The 12,937-nt window shown below is 55.9% G+C and carries 7 protein-coding genes and 2 tRNA genes; 7 read left to right on the forward strand and 2 right to left on the reverse strand.

Going from position 1 to position 12,937, the window contains the following annotated elements:
* Positions 1-3 precede the first annotated feature (3 nt).
* On the forward strand, positions 4-861 hold the full coding sequence (locus tag OZX70_RS01430) for a hypothetical protein (protein WP_277181435.1): 858 nt from the start codon (positions 4-6) through the stop codon (positions 859-861).
* Between the two features lie 161 nt (positions 862-1,022).
* Here the strand turns inward: OZX70_RS01430 and OZX70_RS01435 are convergent, their stop codons facing one another.
* Positions 1,023-1,988 carry an FKBP-type peptidyl-prolyl cis-trans isomerase gene (locus tag OZX70_RS01435; RefSeq protein ID WP_277181437.1) on the reverse strand — a complete coding sequence of 322 codons (966 nt, stop codon included), beginning with the start codon at positions 1,986-1,988 and terminating at the stop codon, positions 1,023-1,025.
* A gap of 224 nt (positions 1,989-2,212) precedes the next feature.
* Between OZX70_RS01435 and OZX70_RS01440 the strand changes: the two genes are divergently transcribed.
* The 3 genes from OZX70_RS01440 (at position 2,213) to OZX70_RS01450 (ending at position 6,087) form a co-directional block, all read left to right on the forward strand.
* A complete protein-coding gene (locus tag OZX70_RS01440; protein WP_277181440.1) occupies positions 2,213-3,961 on the forward strand; it encodes a hypothetical protein in 1,749 nt (582 codons plus the stop codon).
* Positions 3,958-4,965: a hypothetical protein gene (locus tag OZX70_RS01445; RefSeq protein ID WP_277181442.1), complete on the forward strand. Its 1,008-nt coding sequence runs from the start codon at positions 3,958-3,960 to the stop codon at positions 4,963-4,965. The genes OZX70_RS01440 and OZX70_RS01445 overlap by 4 nt, the downstream gene beginning before the upstream one ends.
* A 147-nt stretch (positions 4,966-5,112) precedes the next feature.
* The gene (locus tag OZX70_RS01450) at positions 5,113-6,087 is read left to right on the forward strand and encodes a tetratricopeptide repeat protein (protein ID WP_277181444.1); all 975 of its coding nucleotides are present in this window, start codon (positions 5,113-5,115) and stop codon (positions 6,085-6,087) included.
* Positions 6,088-6,296: 209 nt separating this feature from the next.
* Here OZX70_RS01450 and OZX70_RS01455 read toward each other — a convergent pair whose 3' ends face one another.
* The gene (locus OZX70_RS01455) at positions 6,297-6,947 is read right to left on the reverse strand and encodes a hypothetical protein (RefSeq protein ID WP_277181446.1); all 651 of its coding nucleotides are present in this window, start codon (positions 6,945-6,947) and stop codon (positions 6,297-6,299) included.
* 227 nt (positions 6,948-7,174) lie between these two features.
* Here OZX70_RS01455 and OZX70_RS01460 point away from each other — a divergent pair.
* The 3 genes from OZX70_RS01460 (at position 7,175) to OZX70_RS01470 (ending at position 12,868) form a co-directional block, all read left to right on the forward strand.
* Positions 7,175-7,248, forward strand: a tRNA-Arg gene (locus tag OZX70_RS01460).
* A 261-nt stretch (positions 7,249-7,509) separates the two neighbouring features.
* The gene (locus OZX70_RS01465; RefSeq protein ID WP_277181448.1) at positions 7,510-12,696 is read left to right on the forward strand and encodes a family 16 glycoside hydrolase; all 5,187 of its coding nucleotides are present in this window, start codon (positions 7,510-7,512) and stop codon (positions 12,694-12,696) included.
* Between the two features lie 104 nt (positions 12,697-12,800).
* A tRNA-Arg gene (locus tag OZX70_RS01470) sits at positions 12,801-12,868 on the forward strand.
* The last annotated feature ends 69 nt before the right edge of the window (positions 12,869-12,937 follow it).

Here is a 12,937-nt window from a genome sequence, read left to right on the forward strand (position 1 = left end):
GGAATGTCGCAACGAAAATCTCAGGCCATTGCGAATATGGAAGCTGCGGAACAGCAGTATCTCAATGAGAAAAAGGCGTACGACAAGGCGTTGGCAGATGCGAACCTGAAACTCATGTCATCTCAACACAAACACAAAAAATCCCTCAAACGTACCGATAAAGCCTTGGATAACGCGAGAGAAGAGTTGCATAAACCGGTTTCAACGGTCGGCGATGCGAAGCTTTACTGGGATCACGTCGAGTACGAGGGACGGTCGATGGCCCTCGAAAAAGGGATGACCGCTGAGGTTCATGCTTCAGGCAATGTGTACGTGACAGCCGAGACCCGAGGCAAGGTTGGTGTAAGCGTCCTGGGTGCCGCCGTCGGGGGAGTGGTAGCGGGTAAACTCGGCGCCGTTGCCGGAGGCAAGAAAAACAAGGTCGAGACCAAAAATTCGGTTCACGATAAACGCAACCTGTTTATTGTGCTGCAGACGTCGAATAATGCGCTGTCGATTCAATGCGACCCCGACCATGAGGACGAAGCCCGAAAATTCGCTGATCATGTTATACGCTCATCGTCGAATATGGATGGAGTCAAGCAGGACAACGAGGACGAGATCGCCGAGTTGGAAAAAGAACTGGACGCCGTTAAAAACGATACGGGTGATATAGAGCGAGCCCAACAAAATGTTCAATATTATGAGAACAACAAAGCCGCTATGCAAAATGCCTATTCTGTATATCAACAGGCTATGGCCTATGTTCCTAAGCCTCAGCTGCAGGCCTATCAGAAAAATAAGTCTCGTATAAAAACGCTTAAGGTGATTTTTGTGATTTTGGTGGTTTTGATGTTCCTTTATATTGTGTTTTTCCTATAGGGCGTTGAGCAAAGACCGGATTTGCCAAGAATCCTGAGCCCCTTGGTATCTGAGTTGCTTTCTTGAGAAAAGTTACGATATAAAATTCCCGGACGCCGCGAAATGCGGAATGTCCGGGAATTATCTTGTTTCGATTTATCTATCGGATTTCGATGGTCAACTTACTGCTGGGTCTGCATCTGGCCGTAATCGTAGAGGATGTCGACCACGAAATAGAGCGTTGAGTTGGCGGGAATCTTGGCCTGCGCCTTGTCCCCATAACCCAGGTTCGGAGGGATGACCAGCAGCACCTGCGAACCGACCGTCTGTCCGGCCAGTCCTTTCTTCCATCCTTCCACGACCTGCTGCAGCGAGAACTGTGCGGCCTTGCCGCGGTCCCAGGAGGAATCAAACTTCGAGGGCTTGCCATCGGCATCCATCACCCAGCCGGTGTAATGCGCATCGATGGTGTCGGTCTCGGCCACTTTCTGGCCCTTGCCTTTGATCAGCGGCTGGACCACGAGGTCGTTGCCTGGCTTGTAACCGTTGAAGTCGATGGAAGGCGCGCCCTTTTCGTTGAGCGTCACCTTGGGCAGGTCCGTGGGAATGTCCGTCACCTTTTCGCCCTCGGCACGCGTCATCGGCTTGGACTGCGAGACGATGGTAAGCGCCATGATGTAGGAGGTACTGGCCTTGTTGTTGTCGTTGACGCCGAAAGCGATGGTCGAGTTGATCTTCTGGTCCTTCAGCACGTTGTAATAGGTCTTGCCTGTGCCGTCTTCGTTCATGATCATTGAGCAATCGGGGGTGTTCTTCTCCCACGTGCTCATCATCTCGCTGCCGTCCTTGGCGTTGAGCGCGATTCCCTGCACGCAGACGTGGTTGTCTTTCTGAATCGCGGGACCATTGCCCTTCTGCAGCACGGCATAGGAATTATTGACCACCTTCATGGGGGTATGGAAGGTGATTTTCGGCTTTTTGCCAAGTGTTCCGGTGGCTTTGACTCCGGCCATCTGCGTACCGTCTGAAGAATCAGCGGATTTGCTGTTGTCGCTGCTCGATCCGCAAGCGGCCATGCCGAAGGACAGGGCGATGGCGCAGGCGGCGGCGAGAATACGGCCGAATTTTCGCGAGTGATTGTTGCTCATGCCTCACCACACTAGCCCTGAACCTTGATTTACCCAATAATTCATCATTCTGTGAAGATTATTCCGGCAATTTCATCTGTCATTAAAGAAATGGCCAGTAAGCTTTCTGCTCGGATTTTCAAGGATTGACAACAATTTATGAATGCAGATTATCGGAATATAATATCAAAAAGAAATATTCTCCCAGCGTTCTATCTGATAGGTCTTGTAGAATATAGGGCAATATGACTTCAACACACGATAAACAGCATAAGCACAACGCAAAGCCGACGAAACACGCGACCATCATGCGTGGCGTTGTCGCGCCGATTTTCGGTCTTCTCGCGGTGCTGTTCATCGTTTTGGGTACGTTGAACTTGACGGTCTGGAAGCCGGCACGCGAGGTCAGCGCGACCACTTCGGTTTCCGGCACCCGTTACGTTGTCACCGACGCGGGAATGCTGAATCTGCTTGGCAAATCCGTCAATGTAAAGGTGAACACCCAAGGTAACCAGCCGAAGACCTCATCCAAATCCGATAATAGTAATACTAAAAGCGCGAAATCCGCGTCACAGACCTGTGTGGCCTTGGGCAACGCCAAAGACGCCACCGGTTGGCTGGCAGGTCAGAATTACACCCGCGTCACCGGGTTGGACGGCTGGAAGACCCTTTCGGTCAAACCCGCGGAGGGGCCGAAGCTCGGTGGTACGCAAAGTGGCGATGAGGTGGCGTTCAAAGATTCGGATATGTGGACGAACGTGAAGTGCGGCGACTCCGCGATTTCAATGAACCTGAACGACGTGAAGAACGACCAAGTGATGATCATCGATATGGGCGCAGGCGTCACGAAAAAGGGATCTGCCAAGAGGTCCGAGCAGCCAAGTGTCAACATCACCATGCATTGGGTGCGCGATCAGGTTCCGAACCATGCCATGCCGTTCTTCATCGCGGCAGGCGTCTGCGTGGTGCTGACCATACTGTCCGCCTCGGTCTTCGCGATTATGGCGAACGAATCGTTCAAGCGCAAGCGGGCCAAGCGTCGTGAGGTACGCGAGAAGGCGAAGGCCGAAGAGATCTCGATTTCCGAGGCCATGACGGGCAGCATTGCCGTACTCAAGACGAGTCTGACGCATTCGAGACACAACCATCGTCCGTCGCATAAGATCCGTACCTCCGATGTTGCCAGTGCTGGAGCTACACCTACGGTCGAAGCCGGCACGGACATCACATCTGGCGACAGCACGTTACCGGCCGACGGAGTTACAGAAGGTGGACTTCCGGGCGTGGACGGAACGGCTCCCAGCGTCATCGATCCGACCAGGCGCAATCTCGTGGCCGATATGCAGATGCAGAATGATACGGATGAAAACCCTGTCAATGAATCGGATGGGGCCCAAGGCGATTCGTATCAGTCACAGCTTCAGAATGCCAGTGGTGCCGAAGATGCTAATGCCGACGCTAATGCAAATGCCGATGAGGGCAGTGATGACGTCAGCCGGTTCGCGCGTCATCGTGGCAAGCCGGATCAGGAATCCGAATCCGAAGCAGCGGCGTCGGCACCAGTATCTGGCAGACATTCTCGGCATGCCACTGACGAGAGCGGGAACAATGACAACCTCGCTCATCACGACGATGCCGGCAATCAAGACAACCATAGTGATGCCGACGACCACAACCAAGATGGTGACTTCAGAGCGGCCAACGTGGCCGTGTCGCTCGGGCATTCACAAGGCGACGCAGACAGCGACGCCGAACAGACAAAGTCTCACAACGAAGAAGGCCGCACGGCTTCCAGCGCCGACGAGCTGATTGATGAAGGTCATGCACAAGCCGAAACCACAGTGATTTCTGAGAATGATCTTCGTGATTATTTCGCCCGTTTCTCTTCGGAAACGTCAAGCGACGATGCAAACGAAGGAAATGAGGGCACGCAAGCCGCCTCAGCGCCAACCAGTGATACGCCGAATGCAAATGGGGACGGGGAAAACGTATGAGCACGAAGAAACTGTTGAAAGCCTTGATGGCTGCGGCTCTGGCAGCTGCCACCCTTGTGGGCGCCGCTGCGTGTGGTGAGCAAACTCCGCAACCGCAGGGAGCCGAATCCTCCACCCAAACCCCCGATATCTCCGAGGCGCAGGAAAAGGCGATACGCAAGGCGACCCTCAATGCCCTTGATACTTCGGACAAAGCCAAGTCCCCTGACGGACTCTCGGCGCGTGTCACCGGCCCCGCACTCCAAGTGCGGACCAGCGAATTGGCGATTGCCCAGGCCACCGGCACGATGGATCCAAAGGCCACCATCCCCAAAGATATCGCGCAGACCATCGTTCCCACCCAATCGGGCTGGCCGCGTTCGGTATTCTCGATTACCACCACCACGCAGGATCAGCAGTCCAAGCGCCTCCTGGTGATGACCCAGCAGAGCCCGCGCAGCAATTACAAGCTGTGGGGTGTGGTAAGGCTTTTCCAAGGCGCGAAGTTGCCGGAGTTCGCCATTCCGTCAATCGGGGCCAGCATGGGCTCTCCCGATGATTCCGGTTTGTCGATTTCCCCGCAGCAGACGGTGAATGATTATGCGGATGTGTTGACGCACGCCCAGCAGAGTAAATACGCTTCGAAATTCGACAGCGATTATTTCCGCGACGACTTGGCCAAACTCTCCGCAACGGTTCAGCAAGGCATGGAACGCAATCATGGCACGCAGACCCAGACCTTCACCCCTGCCAAAGACCAGATTGCGGTGATGCGCTCCACCGAAGGCGGCGACTTGGTGGTTGCCCAGATCAATTCCGAATGGACCCGTATCGCCGGCGAAGGTCGCGAATCGCAGCCGGCCAGCGACGCCGAGCGCGCGCTGTTCGGGCAGGGCAAGGCCACCGGCACCATGAAAGTGACGTATGTCAATGTCCTCGCCTTCTACGTACCACCGGCCAAGTCCGGCAAAAAGGTGGTCGCCGTCGGCGCCGAACGTCAGCCCATCAAGGTCGAGGCGCTCTAAAGCCTTTCAGCCTTTCAATATGGGTCCGCCGTCAGGCAAAGCGCTGTCCTGTGGGGTCGGGCGACAGGTAGATTAGACATTGTTATATACGTTTCAGGTAGGTAGCGAGTCCTGTGTCGCAAAGATGCAGCGAGAAAGAAGGCACTTTTGGCAGCAGCAAACAATCCTCAGCCGAATCCGGGCATTTCATTGGCAGGTGCGGTCGACCTGAGCTCGATCAAGCATCAGGTTCAGGCCGAGCCTGGCCAAGCCGGCGGTGCGCCTTCCGCGGGAGGCTATGTCATCGACGTCACCGAGGCTACGTTCCAAGCGGTTCTGCAGACTTCCACCACCTACCCGGTGGTGCTGTTGCTGTGGATTCCCACCGACGACCGCCTTTTCAAGATGGCCAAGATGTTGGGCGATGCCATCAACGGCATGAAAGGGCAGGTCCAGCTCGCCCGTATCGACATCAATACCGAGCCCGGAATCGCTCAGGCTTTCCAGATCAAGGGTGCACCGGCGCTGTTCGCGCTTATCGGCGGTCGGCCGATGCCGATTCTCGAGGGGCTGCCGAGCGATGAGGAACTGACACAGATTACGGACACGCTGCTGCCGCAGATTGTGCAACTGGCTCAGCAGGCCGGCGTCACCGGCACCGCGCCGTATTCTGGCGACCCTGATGCCGATGCCGCGGCAGGTGAAGCCGGTGCCGATGCGGCCGAACAGGTGCCGCCCGAACACCAGCAGGCCCACCAGCTTGCAGCCGATGGTGACTATGCCGGTGCCGCCGAGGCTTATGCTCAAGTGCTCGAAGCGAATCCGAACGACACCTTGGCTGCCCGCGAGCGTTCCAAGGCTTTGTTGCTGGCTCGCTCCGGCAATGCCGACGTCCGCGAGGTACGTGCCGCTGCAGCCGAGCATCCCGACGATGTTGACGCGCAGCTCGCCGTCGCCGATATTGACATGATCGGCGGCCAGATTGAGGATGCGTTCTCGCGCTTGCTTGATTTCCTTGCAGCAGGTCACAAGGCCGACTTGGAGCCGGTGCGCAAGCGTCTGCTCGAGTACTTCGTCATTCCCGAGCCCGACGACCCGCGTCTCAAGGCCGCTCGTCGCCGCCTCTCCACGCTGATGTACTGATGTACTGAGGCTCTGTTCCTTGTTCGCTTTTTCGACACTCATGTGGTGAGTCTCAAGTCCGACCATCGGTTTCCAATCCTGCAGAGTGCACTTTTCTGACGCTACTGTCTGAAAAGTGCACTCTGCCATCTGTAAAGTGCATGTTTGTGACGCTGCCGTTGGAAAAGTGCATCTAAAATGAAGAAAAGTGCACTTTTGCGACGCCGCCGTCAGAAAGATACGTCGGAAGTCGATGATTCGTGACGGTTGCGGCCGTAAATCTGCTCGAAATGCGGGCCTTGTTCGGTCAACTCGCGATCGAAGTCCTTGCTCCAGGTCCCGAATGGTCTGCTGGCAAGCCCATCGTTGGAGAAACGAGTTTGGTCAGTGATTTCGGTGACGCAGAAATCGGGGATGATGAGATTCGTCAACGGCCTCGAGCGCTTGGCTTCGGCCACGACAAGCGGCGCGTTGGACCCGCCGAACACGTCGATGTCCCATCCGTCCTCACCGATCCAAGCGGCAAAGCGGTTCTTGATGATGACCTGACCGCCGCGCTTGATGAGTTCCGCCGCGATGTTGGCGTCGATTTCGCGTTCCGCCTCGTAACGTGTGCCGCCCACCGACGGGCCTTTGATGGTGACGGATGCCTCGGTGAAGCTGTCGCGGTATTGGTCGAGCACCGCCATCGCGTCGGTGTCGCCGTTCATTTCGATACGGATTTTCCGGCTGATCAGACGCACGCGTAGCGCGTAGTTGTCAGAGTGCACGTAGTAGCTCTGCACGATAAGCGTCGGCGCGCTGCCGTCGTCGAGTTCCGTAGGCATGGTCCGGCAGAAGAACCGCCGGTCGAATTCGAAGTCATTCATTTCAGGAGACATATTCCAAGTCTAGACGAAATGGCGGCGTTGTGCACTTGTTTGTGCATATATGCGAGCCGAAACGGCGGAAATTTGTCGAAATGCTCGTTTCCAAACGTATTATTGACGAATAGTTATGCAAAGTTGTGTCTACGAGTGACGGGTTCGCAGCTGCTCGGCGGCCAACCGCTGGTGCCGTCGAGGCCACGCCGTTGGTCGGTTGCGGTGCTATGCTTGAAAAGTTGTTTGGGTCCGTAGCTCAGCTGGATAGAGCGTTCGCCTCCGGAGCGAAAGGTCGCGGGTTCGAATCCCGTTGGGCCCACAATTCGTCTTGATGGCAGAGTGGCTTTTATGCTTTATGATGTGTCGGCTTGCTACGTGGAGCTTTTGCTGGTTTTGAAGTTTGGGCATTAGGGATGGAACAAATTCTGGCAATTGCTTAATGATGACAATAATCGCTTTATAATAAACAATAATTGCCCTTATTTTTGTTTTGTGATGTGATTTTGGTTTGCCGGAGTACATCGCGAAAAGGCAATTGAAAAAGAGAAAATCCAATGTATGACCATAATGAGGTGGGAATATGCTAACGCGGCAATCGGGTAAGGCCCGAGGTGTGGGTGTGCATTATCGTACGACTATGAAAAAAATCATGATGGTCGCGGTGGCCATGATGGCGGCCGTTCCGATGGCTTTGGGGGTGACGCCCGCAATGGCTTCGCAGGGTTCGGCTGGAGGATCGGTGAATGTCGTGAACGCTCAATCGGGTTCCGATCCCATTGAAGTGAACGTCAATGGTGACGATGTAGCTCAGGCCGCGCTCAATAAAAACGGCCTGACTTTTAAGGGTTTTGGAGAATTGAGCGCCAATTCCACAAGCAGTCTGCTCATGGATTACAAGGCGGAGCATCCGCAGCAATACTGGCAGATGATTGATGTACTCTTCGGTGGTAAACATCCGTTGATGAACACGGTCAAAGTCGAAATGGGTAACGACCGCAACACATCCACCGGTCCCAATGCCTCTGTGATGCGTGGGCCGAATGAATATCCCGATGTGGCACGCGAGCCTGGCTTCCAGCTCGCTAACGATGCGCTCAAGGTCAATCCTAGGCTGAAAGTGAGCATTTTGCGATGGGAGTACCCGGCATGGGTCGGTTCGGACAGTAATCACGACAATATCTATAAGTGGTATAAGAACACGATTCTTGCGTTGTATCGCGAATACGGCTATATGGTGGATTCGGTTAATCCACATATCAACGAGCAGAAGCCCGATTATGCATGGACGAAGGATTTCGCCAACCGTGTGAAAACCGATGAGAGCGGATTTGATGGAGCCGGCACTGTCAAGGACCTTGACGGCCGCGATGTACCCGCTTGGAAGGATGCCAACGAAAAGGAATCGTTCCACAAGATCCGTACGTTGATTTCCGACGAGGTCGGCACCGGTTCCTTCGGCGCGGAGATGTTCAAGGACGCTGATCTGATGAATGCGGTTGATATCGCAGGATTCCACTACAACACGGCTGATGACGGGAACGGCGACTTCAAGAAGCTCGCCGACCAGCAGGACAAGGAAGTTTGGAACTCCGAGGCTCAGGCCACGTTCTCGTTTACGGCCGACCGCCCCAACAATACCATGAACATTGCCAGTGGTGAAGGTGCAGGGACCAACGATGGCAACAACGACGGCAAATCCGGCGTGGGCATCGGCGGCATCAATTCTGCCCTCGAAATGGCGAACACCGCCATCAAGGGCTTTACCAGTTCGCGCCGTACCAATTTCGTCTATCAGCCGGCAATCGGGTCATTCTACGACGGATTCCAATACTCCTCGAAGGAGCTGCTTTCCGCGCGTGATCCTTGGAGTGGTTGGATGCATTATGACGGTGGTTTGGCGACGCTGGAACAGTTCTCACGTTTCGCGAAAACCGGATATGAGAACGCGACGAACACCGCCGGCATTTGGCGCGGCATTCCTGCTGCTTCCCGAAGTGATATAACCGACGGGAATCCGCCCGGTCGCGGTACCGGATCCTCCAGCTCGCGCGGCGGTGCAACCAGCTATATGACACTTGCCGCACCGGATAAAACTGATTTCTCGACGGTAATTGTCAACGATTCGCCGCAGACCAAGTCCTACCGCATCACATCGAAAAATATGAACCTCAAGGCGGGTGCATCCGCACCGGTGCAATTGTGGGAGACGACGGCAGCCGATGTCGGCCAACCCTACAATGGCAACTATGTGCGTCCTGTCGCACAGATTTCTCCTGATAATCAAGGCGTCTACGAGTTCAGCGTCAAACCCTTCTCCATGCTCACCGCGACGACCCTCGACTATGCCAAGTCCGGAGAGAAGGACGGACTGGTGCCTCGCGATGGCGAAGGAAGCATGCTGCCGACCTCCAAGGAGTACGTGAACGGTAAGGACCAGGCCGTTCTCGACCAAAGCTCGGACAATGCCGGACCCTTGTACACCGATGATTTCGAATATCAGGGCAAGAAGGTTGAGACTTACAAGAAAGGTGCGACGGTTGAAGAGGATTATCTGCATTCCCGTGGCGGTGATACAGGTGCCACTCCACGATATACCGACGATACCAATGGTGCGTTCGAAGTCGTGAAACTTTCGGACGGCAGCCATGTCCTGCGCCAGCAGGTCGGTGAGGGGATGGATGCCAGCGCATGGAACGGCGGCGACCCGATGACGACGATCGGCGACAATCGCTGGGCCAATTACGAAGCCAGCATTCGCGTCAATTTCGAAAATGGAGCCGACAACGGCAAGAACGCATACGTCACCATCGGCGCGAGGGAGCAGGGCGGCAATGCCAATGGCATTGGTGCCTCTGCCGCACAGCTGAAGGTGACCCCATCGGGAGATTGGGCTCTGCAGCGTTTCGGTACGAATGTGGCCTCAGGAAAACTCGGCGATGTTGCCGGGGCGAATTGGAAGGCCGGTTTGGGCCAGTGGAACACCATCGCCATCCGTGTGGCAGGCGATACCTATACTGCGCTGGTCAATGGCGTAGTGGTCGGTACCTATCGTGACGCTGCGTCGCAGGCCAGCGGTCGTGTGCAGATCGGCACCAGCTTCACCAACGTGCGTTTCGATGACCTCAAGGTGGATCGGATCGCGGGCTATACGCCTTATTACACCGATTTCATCGACAATATGCATCAGCGCAGCTGGGACGATACCTCCACGCCGATCCTGCAATTTAACAAGGACTGGCAGCATCTCGACGGCCAGGGCATGTTCGTCTACAAGCGTTCGATTTCCACGAGCACGGCCAAAGGCGCGACGCTTACCTATCGTTTTGCCGGCACGGGTCTCGATATCATCGGTGCCAACAGCGGCAAGGCGCGTCTCAACGTCAGCGTCGATGGCAAGCAAATCATGGCGAATGCCGCCACTGCGCAAGTCGGCAATCTCGGAACGACATTCATGCTTCGCGGCTTGAACAAGGGGCAGCACGTTGTCGTCATCGAAACCGCGAGCGCCGAACCGTTCTCAGTGGACGCCGTGGGTATCGTCAGCGATGCCGACAACGCGGCGGTGGACTCCGGCAAGGTCGATGCCAGTGCGTTGCGTGCCGGCCTTGACAAGGTCAAGGATTACAAGGCCGACGAATACTACCTAACCACGTGGAATGTGTTTGATGCTTCTCGTGCCTCTGCGGAATCCGCGCTCGGCAACCCTGCCGCATATGGGCTGGATGCCGAAGGCGTCTCTGCTCTCGCGGCTCGTCTCGATGCCGCTGCGAAGAATTTGGTCGGCAAGGACGTCAGCCCCGATATCGACGATCTCGGTGCCATGCCGGCAGTGAGCGCCGACAGTGGTCTTCCTGCCACAATCGCGATTGACGGACAACAGGCCAACGTTTCATGGAACGACGAGAGCGTTCAAGCAGTGGCCAAGGCTAGTGCATACTCCTGGATGACGGTTTCCGGTATCAGCACGGCGCTGAAGGACGGGCTCAAGCACCGCTTCACCGCCAATGTCGAAATCCTCCCCACGCAGGATATGGCTTATTTCATCGATTCCGGAGCGGGTGCTTCGTCGCCTGAATACGAGTCGGTGAAGGCGGGCGTGCCAGGATTGCTCAACCAGGTTGCCGATCAGAAGGCCGGTGCTGCTGGTGATCCCTCGACGGCTTGGGGCTATGGCAACAACTCCGTGGTCAAGGCCGGTTCCGATAATAGCAAATACCAAAGCGGGCTATATCAGAACGGCAAAGAGCTGGACTATACGCTGCCACTGAAAACCGGATCCTACCGCATCACCGCAGGCTTCACGGAGTGGTGGAGCGGGGAGAACCGTCCGATGAAGCTCGAGGCAAGCTGGAATGAGGGAGGAGTTGCCAAATCAGCGCAAGGTACTCACATGGCAAGTCTCACCACGGCGGGTCGAAACGGTACGGGAACGGTCGATTTCAGCCTTGGCGCTGACGCGAGCGTGACCTTCAAAGTGCTTTCCGACGGTGGCAAAGACCCGGTCATCAGCTGGCTGGGAGTCGAACACGAGCCGATGCCGCTGGGTGTGATCGCGGCACCCGCCGGAGGTTTGCTGCCGTCCTCGGTAGCCATCGACGGCAAGCAGTCCGATGTGCAGTGGTCCGATGAATCCCTGAAGGCCTTCGCCCAAGCTAGTGAATATGACACCATTGATGTGCGAGGGTCTGTGGCCGATAGCTCCAGTACCAGCGGACACAAGGCTGTGAGCGCTCGCATCGAAGTGGTGCCTGCAGGCCTTCGGTACTATATCGATTCCGGCACTTCCGGCGTGGATTCCCCGCAGTATCTCGCCGTCAAGGCCGAGCGGGATGCCATCGGCAAACCGCTGAAAAACGATGCGGTCGACCGTGTGGCACCATCCGCAAACGAGTGGGGCTACGAGGCTGCCGGCGTCAAGGTCAAAGGCGGCACCGACGTCAACGACAAGTATTCGACCGGTCTCTATCAGGACACCACCAAGCAGATCTATCATCTGCCGCTCGACGCTGGCAGCTATACACTGACTGCTGGATTCGCCGAATGGTGGAGCCAGGATCGCACGATGTATCAGAGCGTGAGTGTCGGTGGCACGCAGATCGGGGAGAAGGGAACGGTTGCTTTGTCCGGTTCCAACACCCAGTTGCATGAGGCGCTGCATTTCAAGCTCGATGCTCCGGCCACGGTCGATTATGTGGTCACCAACGAGGGTGCGGGCGGCAATAAGCCGGTCATCTCGTGGCTCGCGGTGGCGGCTGACCTGCCGAACAAGGTGAAGGTCGACAAACTGCAAGATGCAATCAGCGAGGCGCAGAAACTCAATGAGGCGGACTACACCAAGGAAAGCTGGCAGCCGTTCGCCGGCGCATTGAAGAGCGCTGAATCCATACTGGATCGGGCGCAATCGCAGAACGCCATCGCCGATGCGCAGGATCTGACGGAACCTGTCACCCAGCAGGGCATTGATGCAGCCGTCGCCGATTTGATCCAAGCACAATCCGCGCTGGCACGTATCTCGCCACCGTCGTCTGGTTCTGGTTCCGCTCCTGCTCCTGCTCCAAATCCGTCTCCTGCTCCTGGTCCAGGTTCGTCTCCTACGCCGAATCCCAATCAGCCTGGGGCAACAGCGCAAGAGCAGAAACCGAAGACCATCGCTGCGACAGGCGCTACCGTGTGGGGTCTTGCGTTAATCGTCATTGTGGCGCTAGCCGTGGGTGGTGCACTCAAATGTTTCGGCATGTTTACGAAAACGAAGCATTCGCTGGAATAATTGACTAATGGAGAAATACCGAGGCGACAGCTGACACTATGCTGTCATCTCGGTGTTTGTCGTAAGTACGTCCTGAATATGCTGATATTGTGGATAAGATACTCGTAGCTCAGCTGGATAGAGCGTTCGCCTCCGGAGCGAAAGGTCGCGGGTTCGAATCCCGTTGGGCCCACAAAGTCGATAACGTATACTTTGCTGTATTAGTGATTTTTAGTATTTTATAGTACCGAGATGGGCTTCA

Source organism: Bifidobacterium sp. ESL0732 (genome assembly GCF_029395535.1).
GTDB lineage: Bacteria > Actinomycetota > Actinomycetes > Actinomycetales > Bifidobacteriaceae > Bifidobacterium.

Bases quoted from the DNA above. Each gene is read 5' to 3' on its own strand.
- OZX70_RS01440 (WP_277181440.1), top strand. From the start codon at position 2,213: ATGACTTCAACACACGATAAACAGCATAAGCACAACGCAAAGCCGACG.
- OZX70_RS01435 (WP_277181437.1), bottom strand. From the start codon at position 1,988: ATGAGCAACAATCACTCGCGAAAATTCGGCCGTATTCTCGCCGCCGCC.
- OZX70_RS01455 (WP_277181446.1), bottom strand. From the start codon at position 6,947: ATGTCTCCTGAAATGAATGACTTCGAATTCGACCGGCGGTTCTTCTGC.
- OZX70_RS01430 (WP_277181435.1), top strand. From the start codon at position 4: ATGTCGCAACGAAAATCTCAGGCCATTGCGAATATGGAAGCTGCGGAA.
- OZX70_RS01445 (WP_277181442.1), top strand. From the start codon at position 3,958: ATGAGCACGAAGAAACTGTTGAAAGCCTTGATGGCTGCGGCTCTGGCA.
- OZX70_RS01465 (WP_277181448.1), top strand. From the start codon at position 7,510: ATGCTAACGCGGCAATCGGGTAAGGCCCGAGGTGTGGGTGTGCATTAT.